17 protein-coding genes are annotated in these 19,061 nt (G+C 54.9%); 15 read left to right on the plus strand and 2 right to left on the minus strand.

Annotated features, from left to right (window positions below; all coding sequences use genetic code 11):
- Positions 1 to 1,197, minus strand: a 1,197-nt coding sequence (locus tag A6F49_RS17900) for a heparan-alpha-glucosaminide N-acetyltransferase domain-containing protein (protein WP_043055702.1), incomplete at its 3' end; no start/stop codon positions are given.
- 121 nt (positions 1,198 to 1,318) lie between these two features.
- On the opposite strand from A6F49_RS17900, the gene dapA reads away from it, so the two are divergent.
- The 12 genes from dapA to A6F49_RS16205 all read left to right on the plus strand — a co-directional run bounded on the left by dapA (position 1,319) and on the right by A6F49_RS16205 (position 14,143).
- Entirely contained in the window at positions 1,319 to 2,224 is a 906-nt protein-coding gene (gene dapA / locus A6F49_RS16150) for a 4-hydroxy-tetrahydrodipicolinate synthase (RefSeq protein ID WP_407643849.1), read from the plus strand.
- 51 nt (positions 2,225 to 2,275) lie between these two features.
- Positions 2,276 to 3,967: a ribonuclease J gene (locus A6F49_RS16155; protein ID WP_043055704.1), complete on the plus strand. Its 1,692-nt coding sequence runs from the start codon at positions 2,276 to 2,278 to the stop codon at positions 3,965 to 3,967.
- Between the two features lie 62 nt (positions 3,968 to 4,029).
- The gene (locus A6F49_RS16160; RefSeq protein ID WP_043055705.1) at positions 4,030 to 6,936 is read left to right on the plus strand and encodes an FtsK/SpoIIIE family DNA translocase; all 2,907 of its coding nucleotides are present in this window, start codon (positions 4,030 to 4,032) and stop codon (positions 6,934 to 6,936) included.
- Entirely contained in the window at positions 6,915 to 7,514 is a 600-nt protein-coding gene (gene pgsA, locus A6F49_RS16165) for a CDP-diacylglycerol--glycerol-3-phosphate 3-phosphatidyltransferase (RefSeq protein WP_043055741.1), read from the plus strand. Before A6F49_RS16160 ends, pgsA begins: the two co-directional genes overlap by 22 nt.
- 11 nt (positions 7,515 to 7,525) lie before the next feature.
- Positions 7,526 to 8,020: a CinA family protein gene (locus A6F49_RS16170; protein WP_043055706.1), complete on the plus strand. Its 495-nt coding sequence runs from the start codon at positions 7,526 to 7,528 to the stop codon at positions 8,018 to 8,020.
- Between the two features lie 216 nt (positions 8,021 to 8,236).
- Entirely contained in the window at positions 8,237 to 8,671 is a 435-nt protein-coding gene (locus A6F49_RS16175; RefSeq protein ID WP_043055742.1) for a helix-turn-helix domain-containing protein, read from the plus strand.
- 103 nt (positions 8,672 to 8,774) lie between these two features.
- On the plus strand, positions 8,775 to 9,005 hold the full coding sequence (locus tag A6F49_RS16180; protein ID WP_043055707.1) for a DUF3046 domain-containing protein: 231 nt from the start codon (positions 8,775 to 8,777) through the stop codon (positions 9,003 to 9,005).
- Positions 9,006 to 9,222: 217 nt separating this feature from the next.
- Positions 9,223 to 10,272 (plus strand): recombinase RecA, encoded by a 1,050-nt coding sequence (gene recA / locus A6F49_RS16185; protein WP_043055708.1) that lies wholly within the window; start codon positions 9,223 to 9,225, stop codon positions 10,270 to 10,272.
- Between the two features lie 5 nt (positions 10,273 to 10,277).
- Complete coding sequence (locus A6F49_RS16190) at positions 10,278 to 10,814, plus strand: regulatory protein RecX (protein WP_043055709.1); 537 nt, start codon at positions 10,278 to 10,280, stop codon at positions 10,812 to 10,814.
- A gap of 10 nt (positions 10,815 to 10,824) precedes the next feature.
- A complete protein-coding gene (gene miaB, locus A6F49_RS16195; protein WP_268751233.1) occupies positions 10,825 to 12,321 on the plus strand; it encodes a tRNA (N6-isopentenyl adenosine(37)-C2)-methylthiotransferase MiaB in 1,497 nt (498 codons plus the stop codon).
- Positions 12,314 to 13,225, plus strand: coding sequence for a tRNA (adenosine(37)-N6)-dimethylallyltransferase MiaA (gene miaA, locus A6F49_RS16200; protein WP_043055711.1), 912 nt, complete (start codon positions 12,314 to 12,316; stop codon positions 13,223 to 13,225). The genes miaB and miaA overlap by 8 nt, the downstream gene beginning before the upstream one ends.
- A 9-nt stretch (positions 13,226 to 13,234) precedes the next feature.
- Positions 13,235 to 14,143, plus strand: a complete 909-nt coding sequence (locus A6F49_RS16205) for a diaminopimelate epimerase (RefSeq protein ID WP_052499980.1) — start codon at positions 13,235 to 13,237, stop codon at positions 14,141 to 14,143.
- On the opposite strand, the gene A6F49_RS16210 is transcribed toward A6F49_RS16205, so the two are convergent.
- Positions 14,138 to 14,758 (minus strand): class I SAM-dependent methyltransferase, encoded by a 621-nt coding sequence (locus A6F49_RS16210; protein WP_043055712.1) that lies wholly within the window; start codon positions 14,756 to 14,758, stop codon positions 14,138 to 14,140. The two genes, A6F49_RS16205 and A6F49_RS16210, sit on opposite strands and share 6 nt — an antisense overlap.
- A 223-nt stretch (positions 14,759 to 14,981) precedes the next feature.
- Here A6F49_RS16210 and hflX point away from each other — a divergent pair, with 223 nt between their 5' ends.
- From hflX to A6F49_RS16225, 3 genes are all read left to right on the plus strand, one after another.
- Positions 14,982 to 16,520, plus strand: coding sequence for a GTPase HflX (gene hflX / locus A6F49_RS16215; protein ID WP_043055713.1), 1,539 nt, complete (start codon positions 14,982 to 14,984; stop codon positions 16,518 to 16,520).
- Positions 16,510 to 18,555, plus strand: a complete 2,046-nt coding sequence (locus A6F49_RS16220; RefSeq protein ID WP_043055714.1) for an ATP-dependent DNA helicase — start codon at positions 16,510 to 16,512, stop codon at positions 18,553 to 18,555. Before hflX ends, A6F49_RS16220 begins: the two co-directional genes overlap by 11 nt.
- A 112-nt stretch (positions 18,556 to 18,667) precedes the next feature.
- Complete coding sequence (locus A6F49_RS16225) at positions 18,668 to 19,048, plus strand: LysM peptidoglycan-binding domain-containing protein (protein WP_161485839.1); 381 nt, start codon at positions 18,668 to 18,670, stop codon at positions 19,046 to 19,048.
- The last annotated feature ends 13 nt before the right edge of the window (positions 19,049 to 19,061 follow it).

Below are 19,061 nucleotides of genomic sequence, written 5' to 3' on the forward strand. Positions count from 1 at the left end.
TCCGCGCACGCCAAACAGCTTGAGAATGACGCCCAGGGCGATGACGATACCCCAGTGGACCAACAGCATGATCCACACATCGGCCCAAGCCGGATCACCCACCGCCAGCGGCTCATCCCAGCTCGAAGGCCATAGACCGCGCAAGATGATGTGCAATGAATAGGCCGTCAGCGCGATCGTGCCGGTTGCAGTCAGTGGAAATATGATCTTGGACATGATCCTGCTGCGCGAGAGCAACACGAAAAACCCGATGGCCGCCGCTGCTGCACCTGCCGTCGAATAAATATCCAACGGGGCCCCGGAGTGGGGGACTGCCAGCCCGAACCACTCCGGAGCACCCATCAGCAACGATGTATCCATCACGGAACCGGTCGCCGCATACATGCTGACCTCATCGGTGGCCACCCCCGTGGCGTGAGCGATCTGAGCAACGTAAGCGTCATCGGTGAGCAACCAGGCAGAGACACCCCGACACACCACATAGGTGACGGCGCCTGCAATGAGTAGAAACAGTGCCGTGGACTTCTTGGCCAGATCGGAACGACCAATGGCCATACCCACCAACACGTAACCAAAGAATGAAATCACCGGATAGTAGCCAGTGAACAACAAGTCCCATAACGTCAGCAACGGTTGGGTAAACACATCAACAGGTGTCGGCGAGGTCCAGAGCCGCCATTGTTCGGCATAGACTATGGTTCCACCCGCTTGGAGTTGCATGAAACGGGTAAATACCCCGTGAATGATGGGTGAGACCACTAGCCACGTCACCGCGGTGATCGTCAAAGCCTTACGCGACAACGTGATGAACCACATCGCCAACAGGAACATGACGCCGTAGTGGACCAAAATGATGGCAACATAGGATTCCACCAGGCCCAACAGCAACCCGATCAACATCAGCACCAGCGCCCGAACGGTCAATTGCAGCCGGGTAGCCCTGACGTGTGTGGTGTTAGCCGTCAAAATGCTCAGCCCCACCCCAGCCAGGACGACGAACAGGGCCGACGACACCCCGGTAAAAGCCCAGCCTGCCCAGGTTGGGGACGCGTTCATCTCGGAGGCATCGAGATAGATGAGTGGAAAAATATGAGTGGCGATCATCCCCAAGATGGCGACCCCACGGGCCGTGTCCAAGCCGGTGATTCGACCGGATTTCGTCTTTCGCGACGTACCGGGTTTCGTTAGTCGAGACATCAGTACAGCACTTTCTGCTAGGCAGTGGACCACACACAGTGTCTTTGTATGACCTATGGTGTTTTCTTACTTTCTCACAGGTAGGCTTGAAGCTATGAGTCAGACACCCTCAACGACACGGATTGGTGACGCTTCTATGACCGAACCCTTCTTTGGCACCATGATCCCAGCTATGGTGACACCATTCACCGATGACGGCGAACTTGATGTAGACGCCGCACAGTCTTTGGCAACTCATCTGGTTGATAATGGTGCCGATGGTCTTGTGGTGACCGGCACGACCGGTGAAACCTCAACCCTGACTGATGATGAGAACATCAAGGTCTTTGAAGCCGTTGTAGAAGCCGTGGGTGGACGTGCCAAGGTCATCGCCGGGACCGGCATGAACGATACCGCACACTCAGCACATCTTTCCCAGCGCGCCGCAGTCGCCGGCGTCGATGGCTTGTTGCTGGTCACCCCGTATTACAACAAGCCGAACCAGGCCGGGATCAAAGCGCACTTTGAACACATTGCGTCATCCACAGACCTACCCGTTATGCTCTATGACATTCCGGGCCGTTCAGTTATGCCTATCGAACCTGAAACCATCGTAGCCCTGGCTGAACACCCCAATATTGTGGCCCTCAAAGATGCCAAGGCCGACTACCAATCCACCACGATTGTGCTCGCCAATACCGACCTGCTGGTATATTCCGGCGACGACGGTCTGACCTTACCTCTGATGGCCGCAGGCGCCGTCGGCGTCGTATCAGTCACCGGCCACGTAACCCCGGGCACCTATCGTGAACTCGTCGACGCCGCCAATGCCGGTGACTTTGCGACAGCGCGTGCCAAACACTTTGAACTTGATCCCATCCAGCGCGCGATCATGACCCACGTGCAGGGCGCCGTAGCAGCAAAAACCGTGCTGCACTGGCAGGGCATTATTCCGTCCCCACGCGTCCGGCTGCCACTGGTCGCCGTCAACGACGAGGAAGCCGCCATTATCAAGGCGGATCTTGCAGCAGGCGGCATCACCTTTTAATTCACACTCACACTTTACGACTTGATACTTCATCGGAGGAATTACCCGACCATGACCGAAGAAACACCCGTTTTGTCCTACCCACCCAAGCTTCATCGCGGCACCTGCCGCATTGTGCCACTCGGCGGGTTGGGGGATGTCGGGCGCAACATGACGGTCTTCGAACTCAACGGTAAATTACTCATCGTTGACGCCGGGGTCCTATTCCCCGAAGAAGTCCAGCCCGGGGTGGACCTGATTCTGCCGGACTTCGAATACATCAGAGACCGGCTCGACGACGTTGTCGCAATCGTCTTGACCCACGGTCATGAGGACCACATTGGCGCGGTGCCCTATTTGCTGCGTCTGAACCCAGAGATCCCGTTGATCGGTTCCCAGCTCACTTTGGCCCTGGTGGAATCCAAGTTGCAGCAGCACCGGATCAAAGCATTCACGCTGGAAGCTCAGGACGGCGGCCGCGAACAACTCGGACCGTTCGATCTGGAATTCATTGCCGTCAACCACTCGATTCCGGACTCGCTGGCGATTGCCATTCGCACTGAAGCCGGCACCATTCTGCACACCGGTGACTTCAAAATGGACCAGCTACCGCTGGACGGACGCATCACCGACCTTCGCGCTTTTGCTCGCCTCGGCGAAGAGGGCGTGGATTTATTCATGACCGACTCGACCAACGCGGAGGTCCCGGGCTTCACACCGACCGAAAAAGATATCGGTCCGGTATTAGAGAACTACATTGGCAAAGCACAACGCCGTGTCATTGTGGCCTCGTTTGCCTCACACGTACACCGCGTCCAACAAGTCCTGGATGCCGCAGTACGACACGGCCGTAAAGTCGCCTTCGTGGGCCGGTCCATGGTCAACAACATGGGCATCGCAGCCCAATTAGGGTACCTGAATATTCCAGAGAACACTCTGATTGATCTCAAACACGTCAACGACTATGCGGACGACGAAGTCGTGCTGATGTCCACGGGTTCACAGGGCGAGCCGATGGCGGCCCTGTCACGCATGGCCAACGATGAACACCGCCAAATCACCATCCAAGAAGATGACCTGGTCATCTTGGCCTCCTCGCTTATTCCTGGCAACGAAAATGCCGTCACTCGAGTGATCAACGGCCTGATGAAACTCGGCGCGCATGTCATTCACAAGGGCAACGCGCACGTTCACGTCTCGGGCCACGCATCCGAGGGTGAACTGCTGTACTGCTACAACATCGTCCAGCCAAAAAATGTGATGCCTATCCACGGCGAAATGCGCCACTTGATCGCTAATGGACGGATTGCCGAGGCAACCGGACTTGCCAAAGACAACGTCATCATCACCAATGACGGCGGCGTGATTGATCTTGTCGATGGGGTGGCCCGCCAAGTCGGCGAAGTCCAGTCTGAATATGTCTATGTGGATGGTCGCTCAATCGGTGATGTGACTGAAGACGACCTCAAAGACCGCCAAGTTCTGGGTGAAGAAGGTTTCATCTCGGTCATCGCTGTTATCGACCGGGGAACTCGCACCGTCGTGTCAGGACCGGAAATTCACTCCCGTGGTGTGGCAGAAGATTCTGGCGTCTTTGATGCGATCAAACCCAAGCTCGTCAAAGTCTTGAACGACGCTGCAGCATCCGATAAGGAACACAGCAAACACCAATTGCAACAGATGATGCGTCGAACCCTGGGGTCTTGGGTCGCACGGAAACTGCGTCGTCGTTCCATGATCGTCCCAATCATCATTGAATCCTAGGAATTAGCGGCGAGGATACCTGAATGCGACCATAACCGGTCAAAAGCGGTAGCCTAGGTGGTATGGCGAAACGTACTTCCCCCGACCGTTCGTCGAAGAAGACCTCAACTTCGAAAACGAAGAAGACTTCTACGACAACGGAAGACACACCGTATAACGTAACTGAAACCACCCAGCCCTGGCTCGTGCGGGCGATTACTCGCTTCTGGTCAGGGCTGGCCACACCATTTGGTGGCGCAGTGCGAAAAATGGGGCCAGATGTGCACATCCCCGTTGAGCAGCGCCGCGACGGCACCGGCTTATTTGTGCTGGTCCTGGCACTGGTTGTCGCCTGGACGTTCTGGTGGGCACCCGCCAGTGAGCCTATTGTCGGGTCGATCATTTTCCACATCGTGGCAGGCACCTTCGGCTGGTTCTCGATTCTGCTGCCGCTTGTGTTAGTTATCATTGCGGCCCGGTTCTTCCGCTTCCCGCAACAACACAGCGCCAACGGGCGGATCTTTTTTGGCCTCCTGTTTGCCACTATCTCCGGCTCCGGTATCAGCCAGTTGGTCTTCGATAACCCTTCCATGGGCGCCACGATGGAAGACAAGCTCAATTCCGGGGGAGTCTTGGGCTATCTGGTCGTGGATCCATTGGCCGCGCTGGTGACCACTATCCCGGTATGGATCCTGATGGTCGTGGTCGCTTTCTTCTCCATCTTGGTTATCACCGCCACCCCGCTCGGCAAGATTCCCGCCCGGCTTGCCGGTGCATATCGCTGGTTGACCGGTCAGGAAGCTGAAACGTCGGGTGAAGTACAAGAATATGATGCACCAGAACGCACCCATGCCGACCATGATCAGTCGTATCTGTATGAACATGATCGTCGAGCTGAGCCAGCTCAAAAGCGTCCAGGGTTCTTCGCCAGACTCTTTGGACGCAAAGGCGCTGATGACACGGATGCGACCGACCAGCCACTGGTTGGCGATGAAGCCTACGCTACCGCCGTTATTGATGATGAAAAACCGGCGGTTGAAATTCTGACCGATGAAGACGAAGCACCCGCTGCTGTCCCTCGGCCAAAAGCCAATAAGCACACCCAGGTCATGGACTTCGGCTCCCTGTTCGACGACGAAGAATCCTCGGCAGATGCAGCTACCCAGGAGGTGGGAGCCCTCAGCGCTGAAGCTGCGCAGGACGCAACCGAACCGGTGATTCCACCGGGCGTGCGTCGTCCAACCGCCGATGAACTTGCCCTGCAAGAAGCGCGAGAAAAAGCCGGCCTGGGGGAGAGTACCAAACACGTGCCCGCCACCGAGGTTGCTAAACCAGTGGACCTGCCACCAATCCCGGCACGTACCGAACAACTCGAACTGGATGGCGACGTTACCTACACGTTGCCAAGCCTGGAGATGCTGCCAGCTGGACCGCCACCGAAACAACGGTCTGAGGCCAATGATCGAGTGGTTGATGCCCTCGACACCGTATTCACACAGTTCAAGGTTGATGCCGAAGTCACCGGGTTCTCCCGTGGGCCAACGGTTACTCGCTATGAAGTTGAAGTAGCTCCGGGCACCAAAGTCGAAAAGGTTACGAACCTAGAACGCAACATTGCCTACGCGGTTGCCTCCACGGATGTCCGGGTATTGTCACCGATTCCGGGTAAGTCAGCCATCGGTGTGGAAATTCCGAACACCGACAAAGAGATCGTCTCACTGGGCGATGTCTTGCGCTCCAATGCCGCACGAAAAACTGACCATCCGATGGTGATGGGTGTCGGAAAAGACGTTGAGGGCGGCTACATCATGGCCAACCTTGCCAAAATGCCGCACCTGCTGGTGGCCGGTGCCACCGGTGCCGGTAAATCTGCATTTATCAACTCGATGATCACCTCGGTTCTGACCCGAGCCACTCCCGATGATGTCCGAATGGTTTTGGTCGACCCCAAGCGCGTGGAGCTGACCATTTATGAAGGCGTGCCCCACCTGGTCACACCGATCATCACTGATCCCAAGAAAGCCTCAGAAGCACTGCAATGGGTCGTCCAAGAAATGGACACGCGCTACGACGACCTGGCAGCCTTTGGATATAAGCACATTGATGACTTTAACAAGGCGGTACGAGCCGGCAAGGTGACACTACCACCGGACTCCAAACGCAAACTGAAGCCATACCCATACTTACTGGTCATCATTGACGAGCTAGCTGACCTGATGATGGTTGCCCCGCGCGACGTCGAAGACGCTGTCGTGCGCATTACTCAGCTCGCGCGTGCCGCGGGTATTCACCTCGTGCTGGCAACGCAGCGTCCATCCGTGGACGTCGTCACCGGGCTGATCAAAGCCAATGTGCCATCGCGCATGGCGTTTGCGACCTCCTCGGTCACCGACTCCCGTGTAGTGCTTGACCAGCCAGGAGCCGAAAAGCTTCTAGGTCAAGGCGATGCGCTGTTCCTGCCGATGGGCAAATCCAAACCCATGCGTGTTCAGGGTGCCTGGGTCAATGAATCGGAGATCCGGGACGTGGTCGATCACGTCAAATCTCAGATGCAGGTCCAATACCGCGAAGATGTTATTCCAGAAAAACAAGCAAAAGTCATCGACGAGGACATTGGCGACGATTTGGAAGACTTGTTGCAGGCCGTGGAGCTGGTCGTTACGTCCCAGTTCGGCTCCACCTCGATGCTGCAACGCAAACTGCGGGTTGGTTTTGCACGAGCAGGCCGTCTCATGGACCTGATGGAATCCCGCGGAGTCGTAGGACCTTCCGAAGGATCCAAAGCGCGTGATGTGCTTGTGAAGCCTGATGACCTGGCCGCCGTCATCGCCAACATTAAGGGCGAAGACGTGCCGCAGCCCACCGGGGCATCGTCAACGGAGGGGATTACGGAGGCTTTCGACACCCCGATCGAGACCGATGATGCCGACTACTATGACCCAATTGACGACAGCGAATCAGAGGACGCATGGCAACTAACGGGCAGATAAGTTCATGGAATCTTCCCAATGCATTGACCACGCTTCGGATCTTGCTGGTTCCATTTTTCATCTGGGCGCTGTGGGAGTCCGGCACCTTCGGTGAAGATTCCATGACGGCCCGTTGGATCGCGGTGGCCATCTTCGCTGTTGCAATGTACACGGACAAACTCGACGGCGATATCGCACGGTCACGAGGCATCGTCACTAACTTCGGCAAGATCGCTGACCCTATTGCCGATAAGTTCCTGACCGGTGCAGCATGGATCACCATGTCACTGCTTGGTGAAATCTGGTGGTGGATCACCATCGTCATCTTGCTGCGCGAATGGGGCATCACCGTGATGCGAATCGCCATGCTTCGGACACGCGTCATGCCCGCCAGCCGCGGCGGCAAGATCAAGACCGTGCTGCAAACTGCAGCCATCTTGATACTGCTGCTGCCGCTGTCGACATTTGTCGGCACGTGGTGGCTTTGGTTGGGCTGGGTGCTGGTCATGGCTGCCATGCTGGTGACGTTGGTCACTGGCCTGGATTATGTGATCAAAGCTATCCGCGCTCCGAAAGAAGAACCCACCCTCGACGAATAGAACACACCTGTATGAACGCTTCTAGTATCCAAAATGTCAGTGCGCACGACATTGTTGCACAGTTGAAAAAAAAAGATTTAACTATCGCCACGGCTGAGTCGTTAACCGCCGGGATGTTGAGTTCAACATTGGCCGACGTGCCTGGGGCCTCCGCAGTGCTTCAAGGTGGTGTTGTTGCGTATAACAACGGCATCAAACACCGCTTACTCGGGGTGTCGGCCGATACCTTAGCTGCACGTGGCGCTGTGGATGCCGAAACGGCAAAACAAATGGCCAAGGGTGCTCGGGACCGCTTTCGAGCAGACGTCGGAATTTCCACCACCGGGGTGGCTGGACCTGAACCGTCTGAAGGAAAAGCCGTCGGCATCGTTTTCATCGCCCTGTCGACGGCCGAACAGTCGACTGCGAGATTACTGCGTTTTGAGGGCAATCGCGACCAGATACGACGAGCTGCAGTGGCAGCGAGCTTACGGCTCGTGGGAGAATGGTTAGCACAGGACAACTAAGGACTGGTGGCGTCAAGAATGCATGTGATATAAGTCGCCGAAATTTCTCAGAAAACGTGCTTTCTATCACAAAAACGGGTATTTTGGGAAAAAATTTAAAGAAATTGATCCATCCGGGAACAAATTCGACAACAGGTGCGTTGTCTAATGGTGGAAGGTCTTTGAATTCCGCTTCTCAGCAGGATTCAGAATTTATACAGGAGATGGTGGTTAATGATGATGAGAGAACCCGTTGTTGTAAATGGCGTGACTCGCTGGCTGAAGGCTGGCGAAACAATGAGCCAGCAGAACGAAGCCAAGGAGCCCACCATGCCCGTGCTGCGTGAAGAAATTGGGTACGTCCTTCGTGACGTTCGCCAGCGCCAGGGTCGAACCCTCCGCGAAGTCTCACACGATGCACGCGTTTCATTGGGCTATCTCTCCGAAGTTGAACGTGGCCAAAAGGAAGCTTCTTCCGAACTCCTCAGCGCCATTACCGCAGCACTGGATATTCCACTGTCGGTCATGCTTCGTGAAGTGTCAGATCGTATTGCGGTAGAAGAGGCCGTTCAGATTCCAGATACTATTCCGGCTGAACTGGCCCACCGTTATGCCAAGCAGCAACAGCAGGGCCACGGGTATCACCGTGGTGACCATCTAGCAAAACGCTAGTGAACCTGCCGAGCGTTCATAAGCTTTGAACCAGGCCGTAAGCCTCGTACGATTGTATGAGGCTTACGGCTTTCACTTTTCTCACCCCTAATCGAGGACACTCATGCGACACTCCCATTTCTGGATCTTGCTAGAGGATGAGTTCGGTTCAGCCAATGCTGGTGTCATCGCATCTTCATTAGAACTGCCAGGTCTGAAGGCAACCGCCCAAGAGGCGCTGTCGGCAGGCGTAGACGCAAGGGTTGTCTGGCAGGCCGTGTGCGACTTACACGACATTCCGACGGAACGTCGCTTAGGTAAAGATAAAGCTCCTCGAGATACCGATACGTTCTAGTCGCGGCATGGCAGGTGTCCGACACACATCAAGCTGGGCTCGAATACCTTGCCCAAAGGCGGTAAAATTTATCCACAGGTTGCCGCTAAATGCTCTTGTTTCACACAGTTTTCCACAAGGTGTTTCGTACGGCTTATCGTGTCCGTGCGACATCATAGACTTTGGAGCATGACAGCAGGTCGTAAGACTTGTCATTAACAATTCAAGGAGTAGACGAATGTCTTCAGATTCAAACCGCGAAAAAGCCCTTGAGGCAGCCCTTGCGCAAATTGACAAGAGCTACGGCAAAGGTTCAATCATGCGTCTGGGGGACGAAGTTCGGACGCCAATTGAAGTCATTCCGACCGGTTCGGTTGCCCTCGATGTTGCTTTAGGGATAGGCGGTTTACCACGCGGCCGTGTGGTAGAAGTCTATGGCCCAGAATCGTCGGGTAAGACGACTATTGCGTTGCACGCTGTAGCAGAGGCGCAGCGTCAGGGTGGTATTGCTGCATTCATCGATGCTGAACACGCACTTGACCCTGAATATGCCAAAAAGCTTGGTGTCGACACTGACGCGCTGCTTGTCTCACAGCCTGATACCGGTGAACAAGCGCTCGAAATCATGGATATGCTCATCGGGTCCGGTGCACTGGACATCGTTGTTATCGACTCTGTGGCTGCACTCGTCCCACGAGCCGAAATCGAAGGTGAAATGGGTGACAGTCACGTAGGTCTTCAAGCGCGACTTATGTCCCAGGCGCTACGAAAGATCACTGGCCGTCTTGCGCAGTCCAAGACTACTGCCATCTTTATTAACCAGTTACGTGAAAAAATTGGCGTGTTCTTTGGTTCGCCGGAAACCACAACTGGCGGTAAAGCACTGAAATTCTATGCCTCCGTTCGAATTGACATTCGCCGCATTGAGACACTGAAACAAGCTGGCGAGCCTGTTGGTAACCGTACGCGAGCCAAGATCGTCAAAAACAAGATGGCCCCGCCATTTAAGCAGGCTGAATTCGACATTCTTTACGGTGAAGGAATATCCCGTGAAGGTGGTCTGCTGGACATGGGCGTGGATCACAACATCGTGCGCAAGTCCGGTGCATGGTACACCTACGATGGTGATCAGCTCGGTCAAGGTAAAGAGAACTCTCGCCGATTCCTCAAAGACAATCCAGATCTAGCAGTTGAGATTGAAGATCGTATTAAGGCCGCTCTGGGCATTGGGACCAAAGTGGAAGAGGGGGACGAAGAAGTTGCATTGAAAGCTGTTGAGGATGCCTAACCTCTATGAGTGATCAAGACGACCTCGAAGCGGACCAGCACCAAGCTGCGCGCAATATTGTGTTGCGCCAACTGTCAGCTGCACCGAAAACTCGGCATCAACTTGCCGAGAAACTTCGGGGTCGCGACATCGCTGACAACGTGGTTGAAGAGGTACTGGACCGCTTCGAAGAAGTTGAGCTCATAGACGATGCAGCATTTGCCGAAAGCTGGGTCCGTTCACGACATCGTTCGAAAGGCCTGGCGCGCAGAGCTCTGAGCATGGAATTGCGTCAGCGTGGCATCGCCGATGACGAGGCTGCCCTAGCTCTCGAGCAAGTCTCTGACGAGGACGAATGGACAGCCGCTCATGACTTGGTTATGCGGAAATTGTCTCGGACAACTGTGCCTGATTCAACAGATCCAGAATCGCGTCAGCAACGCGATAGAATAGTGCGACGCCTGGTCGGCATGCTCTCCAGAAAAGGGTATGCACCAGGCGTGGCATTCAACGTGGTGACTACTGCTTTGGATGCTGATGACCTTGACCCCCTAGACGAATGAAATGAATATCGTGACTGAAGCCGTAGCCGACATCGCAACACCACGCTCGTATGAAATCCGCACGTTCGGTTGCCAAATGAATGTGCATGATTCAGAACGCATTTCTGGCCTGTTGGAAACCAACGGGTACGTTCCTGCAGGTGACGAGTCGACTCCTGATCTTGTTGTCTTCAACACGTGCGCAGTTCGAGAAAATGCTGCAAACCGGCTATACGGTCACCTCGGAAATCTCAAGGTCACTAAGGATGAACACCCCGGCATGCAAATCGCCGTTGGAGGGTGTCTTGCACAAAAAGACCAGGATACGATTGTCAAACGTGCGCCTTGGGTCGATGTAGTGTTTGGAACGCATAATATCGGCTCGTTGCCAGTTCTTTTGAACCGGTCACGCCATAATGATGAGGCCCAGGTCGAACTCCTGGAGGCTCTAGAAACGTTCCCGTCGACTTTGCCTACAAAGCGTGAATCTAGCTACTCCGGCTGGGTGTCTATTTCAGTAGGTTGCAACAACACTTGTACGTTCTGCATCGTCCCGTCTCTTCGAGGAAAAGAAAAAGATCGTCGACCCGGAGACATTTTGGCCGAGGTCCAAGCGCTGGTTGATGACGGCGCTGTCGAAGTTACCCTCCTGGGGCAAAACGTCAATACATACGGGGTAGAGTTTCGGGATCGTCAGGCATTTTCTAAACTCCTGCGCGCCACCGGTGAAATCGATGGACTGGAACGAGTCAGGTTTACTAGCCCACACCCAGCCTCCTTTACCGATGATGTCATCGATGCCATGGCCGAAACACCGAACGTGATGCCACAATTGCATATGCCGTTGCAGTCGGGATCCGACTCCATTTTGAAGGCCATGCGGAGATCCTATCGTTCCAAGCGCTTCCTTGGGATCCTGGACAAGGTCCGCGAACGCATCCCACACGCTGCGGTAACTACAGATATTATCGTTGGCTTTCCTGGCGAGACAGAAGCTGATTTTCAGCAAACCCTCGAAGTGGTCGAAGCTTCACGTTTCTCGATGGCATATACCTTTCAATATTCCCCACGAGCTGGAACACCCGCGGCGGACATGGAAGATCAAATTCCCAAAGATGTTGTGCAGGAACGTTTTGAACGGCTCGTGGCTCTGCAAGACCGTATCGCGGCAGAAGAATCTGCAAAACTCGTTGGTACATCTCAAGAGCTGCTAGTAACAAACGATGCGGGTAGTCGAGGTGGACAGACCGGACGTCTCACCGGTCGGGCGCCCGACAACCGCCTGGTTCACTTCAGCATCCCAGAGGGCGCACAAGCACCGCGCCCTGGAGATTTTGTAACGGTACCCATTACCGAATCACACCCATACCACCTCATCGCTGATCCAACAGCTGCCACACAGTATCATTTACGACCCTCACGTGCGGGAGATGCATGGGATCGAGCTCAGGCCGACTCTTGCGGTACCGGTACTGTCGCTCCAGCAGGTGGCGTGAACCTCGGACTGCCAAGCCTTCGCATTGGATAAGCAGCCCGTTGTAGCGTTCGTTGGGGCTACCGCCACAGGAAAGACTGCCCTGGCGATTGCTTTGGCCAAGGTTCTTGGCGGTGAGATCATCAATGCTGATTCCATGCAGTTTTATCGAGGTATGGACATTGGCACGGCCAAAGCTACCGTCGATGAACGCCAGGGGATTGCTCACCACCTGTTGGACATCTACGACCTTCAGGTTGATGCCAGCGTGGCGACCTTTCAAACGTTGGCACGAACGACCATTGATGAGATTAGATCCCGGTCTCAGGCGCCAATCCTGACAGGAGGCTCAGGCCTCTATGTCCGGGCAGCCCTCGACACACTTGAGTTTCCACCTACTGACCGTGCTCTACGGCAAGGTCTCACTGCACAGGTTGAACAAGAAGGAATAGGACCGCTCGTCGATGAGCTTCGTCGAGTCGACCCGGCATCAGCGCAGCGTCTTCAGGACGACCGTCGGATAATCCGAGCCATAGAGGTGCACCGACTCACTGGACGCACATTTAGCTCGTTCATGCCCAAGCGCCAATACCACCCCGACATACCTCCCGTGGTACAAATTGGCCTGAGCATCGACCGTCCCCACCTGCATGAACGTATAGAACAACGCGTGTACAACATGGTAGAAGGCGGTTGGCTCGAAGAAGTAGAAAATTTACAAGCCCACGGCTTAGAACTAGCGCCAACAGCATCCCGCGCCATCGGATATCGCCAAATGCTAGAGCATCTCAGTGGCACAATCAGTTTGCAAGAAGCTATCGACTCGACCATCGTCTCCACCCGACGCTTCGCCCGCCGCCAAGAAACCTGGTTTAAAGCCGACCCCCGTGTGCATTGGATCGACCCACAATCTGACCATGCGCTGGCCGATATCATCCGTCTCGTAGAATCCAGCTAGGCTGACGATATGAATGTTTCGCAGTCCACACCGCAAGTCCGTCGACAGGGCATGCGAGAAGACCTAGCCGGTGAGCAATTTATAAAAATCACAGGTCCGACAGGCGACTGGATTGTCATTGACGAACCAACCCAGCGCTTCGAACTGACCTCGGAACATATTGTTTGGCTGTGCAATCGTTCCACTGGCGTCGGTGCTGTTGGAGTGGTGCTGGTTACCACGGCTCCACCATTACACGGGCACCCAACGCTTCGCTTAGAAGCCTGGATGGCTGATGGAACGCCGATGCAGCATCTGACAGAAGCAGCCCGTGTTGCAACTTATGCATTGGCAGCCTGGGAGAAGATAGCGAATGCAGACACATCGCACCACGTCTTCAGCTCGTCGTCAGGCATCATTACTACGGTTTACACCCCTGCCTATGTAGGTGTTGATATTGGCCAGTGGTCATACGAAGTACCCGAGACTGCAAGCGCAGCAGGCTCTGACGCTTTGGTCATGGCAGCAGGACTAACGGACCCACGACCAGGCTTGAGTATCCGAGCTCAAAACCTGCACGTCACGGTAGCGGTGGAGTCTTTAGAGGAACTAGAGGGCATCGACCTAGTACAAGCCCCATCGATTGAACCAGAAGCCCCGGAACCCACCGGGGTAAATTTCGTTGTGCCGCACGATCCGCTTGTGGTGGAAGGCATCGGCCAATTAGTGTTGCGACATCACCAAGCAGGTCATGGCATCTGTGACCTGGCCACGGCAGCAGCATCCGCGACAATTGCCTTCCAACTGTGGACGGGATTGACACAACTGAGCTTGTGGAACGTGTCAACACCATGCGGTGACATCGTGGTGCAACTTCACGAAGGACAACGAATATCTACCTTCGCAACGCTCTCAACGGCGTTTGTTGGTCGGTTATGAGACGCGCTCCACAAGTAGTACTCGAAAGCCTTTTTCTGTAGCAGCCCGACGAACCGAGAATTCGCCAGGTGCCTTCGCATCGAGCATGGACTGTATCCAAGGCAACAAAGAATCAGCGCCGAGTTTCTTGGCCACTACGAGCCACGCTTGGCCGCCCGGTTTGAGAGTAGGCAACCACCGGGTCAAGATGCCATGTAGGGCAGTCTTACCAATTCGAATCGGGGGGTTTGACCAGATCACATCGAAAGTTGCACCTGCAAAAACGTCGTCCGGGTGTTGGACCGTGATGTTGTCGATCCCTAGACGTACAGCGTTTGCTTGGGTCAGCATTGCTGCGCGTTCATTGACCTCTACGGCCGTGATCTCCGCACCGGGCGACAGTAACCCCATCGTCAGCGCCATGGGACCCCATCCCGACCCAATATCGAGGAATTCTCCCGTGGCAGGCGGATCAGCTACGACATCCAAGAGGACGCGTGTCCCGCGATCCACCCCATCGGGTGAAAAGATGCTGCCAGAGGTCTCAACTTGAACATCTTGTCCGGCAAGCTCGACATCGACTACACGCCGACGATCTTGGCCAGACGGACTGGAAGAAAAATAGTGCTCATTCATCGTCTTTGTAGTGTAGTACGTTCCGGACATTCGCTGCTGCGCAGAACCGTGTTGGAACGGTGTGTCAACTGGAATACTTCCTCCCTGCATGCTGTTGTCATAGACAGATGTATTTGATAGAAAAATCACCACGATTTCCCCACGAAAAGCCCGAGATCATGGGCTTAATGACAGTAAATGTGACATACTACAACGTAAGGAAAAGCCTCTGAACAAGGAGAAAATGGTCACACCACGCGAACCCTCTGATCCTCAAGTTGATGAGCAGGTCAAAGCGCTGATCAACAGAATCTTGTCCGCCGATGATGCGAAGGCTTCGCATACAAGTGCGGTCGAGGACTCTCGTTCTACGGGCGCTCAAGCGCTGGACGAAGGAGGGTCGAACCACACTGCATTTGATGGTGATCAGTTTGATCTTGAACAGCGCCATGCGCTGCGGCGTGTGCAGGGTTTGTCAACTGAACTCGATGACATCACAGAAGTCGAATATCGTAAACTTCGTTTGGAAAAAGTCGTCCTGGCAGGCCTATGGACTGACGGTTCCGCAACTGAAGCAGAGCACTCACTTCAAGAACTTGCTGCTCTAGCCCATACAGCTGGGTCGACAGTACTCGACGGCATTATTCAGCGTCGGCACGCACCTGATCCCGCAACGTTTCTGGGCCGCGGTAAAGCACAACAACTGCGAGATATCGTACAAGAACAAGGCGCTGATACGGTCATCGTCGATACTGAGCTGGCCCCATCGCAACGCCGTGGATTAGAAGATGTCGTCGGGGTGAAAGTCATCGACCGCACGGCGCTGATCTTGGATATTTTTGCGCAACACGCACAGTCCAAAGAAGGTAAAGCCCAAGTTGAACTAGCCCAGCTGGAATACCTGTTGCCTCGCCTGCGTGGTTGGGGTGAGTCAATGTCTAGGCAAGCCGGTGGTCAGGCCGCCGGCGGTGCCGGTATTGGATCGCGCGGTCCTGGTGAAACGAAAATCGAATTAGACCGACGTCGCATTCGTGACCGGATGGCGAAGTTGCGTCGCGATATCAAGCACATGGAAAGCGCTCGCCGAACAAAGCGCGCGCGTCGTCGTCGCAACCAAATCCCATCGGTGGCAATTGCTGGGTACACCAACGCAGGAAAATCATCCATCCTCAACAGGCTGACCAAAGCAGGCGTCCTGGTCGAAAACGCCTTGTTCGCAACCCTGGATCCAACGGTTCGTGCAGCCCAAACCGACGATGGAATCGCCTACACATTGTCGGACACTGTTGGTTTTGTGCGCCAGCTGCCAACACAATTGGTTGAGGCCTTCCGCTCCACGCTGGAAGAAGTGGATGAAGCGGACATGATCTTACACGTCGTGGACGCATCACATCCTGAACCAGAAGCTCAGATCGAAGCAGTCCATCAGGTGTTTCTTGACACCAATATTGCTGATATCCAAGAGCTCATCGTCTTCAACAAAGCAGATGCCGCAGATCCTATGGTTTTAGCGCGACTACGGCGCCGATACCCCAATGCACTTGTCGTCTCTGCGGCGACCGGGGAAGGGTTCCCAGAACTCGAAGTGGCCATCGCCCAGGGATTGCCACGACCCAGTGTTCACATGGATCTGCTGGTGCCATATACCGACGGCGACGTCGTGAACCGACTACACTCGGATGACACCGAAATTCTGGCCGAAACCTATGAGCCTGAAGGCACCGCCTTGACCGTGCTGGTGTATCCAGAGGATAAGGATCACTACTTAAGCTATGTCCGGTAATCAACCGGTAACCACCACAGCCAGCCAAACGCAAGTTAGCGAATGGCTGGCTGATGCCGTTGCCGAACTCGGTGGGCAAACCCGTCCAGGCCAACAACTCATGGCGACTGAAGTTGCCAGCGCACTTCAAACCGGGACCCATCTGGTCGTGCAGGCTGGGACCGGTACTGGTAAGTCCCTGGCCTATTTGATTCCCGCCATCGATTACACACTGGCCAGCGAGTCACCAGTGGTCATCGCTACCGCAACCCTTGCGCTGCAAAGCCAGATCATTAGCCGCGACATCCCGCGACTACTGGACACCCTGGAACCGGCCTTACCACGCAGCATCGATGTGGCGCTCCTGAAAGGCCGCGCCAACTACGTGTGCAAACACAAACTGCACGGTGCTGTGATCGAGACCGAAGATGACAGTTTGCTAACGACCACCGATGTCGTGGGCCAACCGCTATCCCAGCTTGGCGAAGAAGTCATTCGGCTGCGTTCGTGGGCAGAAGAAACCGCCACCGGAGATCGCGACGATCTGAAACCCGGGGTTACCGACGAAGCCTGGCGTCAAGTATCGGTATCGGCCCGCGAGTGTATCGGTGCTAGCAAATGTCCATTCGCTGAAGAATGCTTTTCGGAACTGGCCCGTCAGGCTGCAGCCGAATCCGACATCATCGTGACCAACCATGCGATGCTGGCCATCGCTGCGTTCGAAGACCTCAACATCATGCCCGAGGCTGATGCGATTATTATCGACGAGGCCCACGAACTCATGGACCGCGTGACATCGGCAGTGACGTTGCATCTGTCTGCGTCCATGATTCGAAGTGCAGCGAAACAAGCAAGGCAAGAAGCAGCAGTCGTTGCTACGGACCTCACTGATGCGGCCGCCTCGATGGAAGCGGCTTTTGCTTCGGCACCGACCGGGTGGTTTGCTCAGGGCCTCAATGAACACCAATTAACAGCTTTAGAAAGCGTTCGGGACGAGACACGACAAATGCTCAGCGATCTCAAAGGTAACGGTGGCACCGAAACCGAAGAGTCGAATCGCCAGTTGGTCAAAAACCGTCTCACAGAAATTTTGGAGACCACCGAACAACTCATCTCCGCTGGCTCACAGCCCAAGGGCGACACGGTCGTTTGGGCGACTCGCCCATCACATTTTGAACCTGGCCAAGGATGGGTGGAAGCTGATCCGCATGCAGCACCGTTGCTGTATGCAGCGCCACTATCGATTGCTGGAAAATTCCGAGATAAATTGCTCAACGAATCCACAACGATCTTGACGTCGGCGACGCTGACCGTTGGAGGCAAGTTTGATGCTATAACCGGTGATTTAGGGTTCACCCTTAACGGTGGTGCCAAATATAAGACCCTGGACGTGGGCAGTCCTTTTGACTATCCCAGACAGGGAATCCTGTATGTCGCCGATGATTTGCCCAAACCAGGTCCGCAACCTTCTGCCCAATCGCATGAGCGGCTCGAGCAACTGTTAGCTGCTTCAGATGGGGGAGGCTTATGCCTGTTTTCCTCTCGTAGTGCCGCAAAGGCTGCCGCCGATGAGATGCGTCTGCGCTTTGGGGACAAACTCAACATTCTGGTGCAAGGGGAATCAACACTGTCGGGACTCATCGATGAGTTCACCGAAGACCCACGAGCCTGTCTCTTTGGCACACTGACCTTGTGGCAGGGGGTCGACGTCCCCGGTGAGACCCTCCGCCTGGTAACAATTGACCGGCTTCCATTCCCTCGCCCAGATGACCCACTTGCCTCAGCACGTGCCCGATACATCAGCCAACGTGGTGGTAACGGATTTATGGCGGTATCGGCTAGCCATGCCGCCGTTCGGCTAGCTCAAGGTGCTGGGCGTCTGATCCGATCGACGTCAGATCGTGGAGTTGTTGCTGTTCTGGACTCGCGTCTGGCGACCGCCGGATACAGTGGATTCCTCCGAGCCTCCATGCCAGATTTTTGGTCTACCGGGTCACTCAAACAAGTCATCAAGAGCCTCGAGAGTCTTTCCGTCGGACTCCGAAAAGGAAACTAGTTCTCGTCCACGGTACTCCTCTATTGACAGTTGATATCGGCGGTGACATCGCACGTCGCTTGGCCTGAACGGCTTACAGTGTCCTACCTAGTTGTTTCAATGAGTCATGACCATGATGATTCAGACAACAGAAGGTGGGTTTTCGATGAGCAACCACCCGTCATTGACCAAAAACCTCAGAGCGACCCCTCGGGGCGTTCTTGTCATCCGCTTGTTCTTAGCGTGCGTGGCGTTGGCCGTGTTCGCAATGCTGTTGGCAACCGTGTGGTTTCAGCAGCCTATTGCTCCGGCTATTGCCGCTGATGAGCAATCTTCCGGGGTATATCAGATGATCGTGGTGCAACCTGGGGACACGCTGTGGGAAATTTCGTCTCGCTTGGCACAAAACAATGATCGTGCCGCCGTTTTGGAACAAATCATGACGTATAACGATCTAGAAACATCTGACTTGAAAATTGGTCAGAGGCTTTTTGTTCCCGTTGAACAGGACTAGCGATCAGCCCGTG

Origin of the sequence: Enteractinococcus helveticum (assembly GCF_001657475.1) — a bacterium.
Lineage (GTDB): Bacteria > Actinomycetota > Actinomycetes > Actinomycetales > Micrococcaceae > Yaniella > Yaniella helvetica.

What these genes read in the sequence shown, in the direction of transcription:
- A6F49_RS16155 (WP_043055704.1), top strand. Translation starts at nt 2,276, where the DNA reads ATGACCGAAGAAACACCCGTTTTGTCCTACCCACCCAAGCTTCATCGC.
- A6F49_RS16160 (WP_043055705.1), top strand. Translation starts at nt 4,030, where the DNA reads ATGGCGAAACGTACTTCCCCCGACCGTTCGTCGAAGAAGACCTCAACT.
- pgsA (WP_043055741.1), top strand. Translation starts at nt 6,915, where the DNA reads ATGGCAACTAACGGGCAGATAAGTTCATGGAATCTTCCCAATGCATTG.
- A6F49_RS16170 (WP_043055706.1), top strand. Translation starts at nt 7,526, where the DNA reads ATGAACGCTTCTAGTATCCAAAATGTCAGTGCGCACGACATTGTTGCA.
- A6F49_RS16175 (WP_043055742.1), top strand. Translation starts at nt 8,237, where the DNA reads ATGATGAGAGAACCCGTTGTTGTAAATGGCGTGACTCGCTGGCTGAAG.
- A6F49_RS16180 (WP_043055707.1), top strand. Translation starts at nt 8,775, where the DNA reads ATGCGACACTCCCATTTCTGGATCTTGCTAGAGGATGAGTTCGGTTCA.
- recA (WP_043055708.1), top strand. Translation starts at nt 9,223, where the DNA reads ATGTCTTCAGATTCAAACCGCGAAAAAGCCCTTGAGGCAGCCCTTGCG.
- A6F49_RS16190 (WP_043055709.1), top strand. Translation starts at nt 10,278, where the DNA reads ATGAGTGATCAAGACGACCTCGAAGCGGACCAGCACCAAGCTGCGCGC.
- A6F49_RS16205 (WP_052499980.1), top strand. Translation starts at nt 13,235, where the DNA reads ATGAATGTTTCGCAGTCCACACCGCAAGTCCGTCGACAGGGCATGCGA.
- A6F49_RS16210 (WP_043055712.1), bottom strand. Translation starts at nt 14,758, where the DNA reads ATGAATGAGCACTATTTTTCTTCCAGTCCGTCTGGCCAAGATCGTCGG.
- hflX (WP_043055713.1), top strand. Translation starts at nt 14,982, where the DNA reads ATGGTCACACCACGCGAACCCTCTGATCCTCAAGTTGATGAGCAGGTC.
- A6F49_RS16220 (WP_043055714.1), top strand. Translation starts at nt 16,510, where the DNA reads ATGTCCGGTAATCAACCGGTAACCACCACAGCCAGCCAAACGCAAGTT.
- A6F49_RS16225 (WP_161485839.1), top strand. Translation starts at nt 18,668, where the DNA reads ATGATGATTCAGACAACAGAAGGTGGGTTTTCGATGAGCAACCACCCG.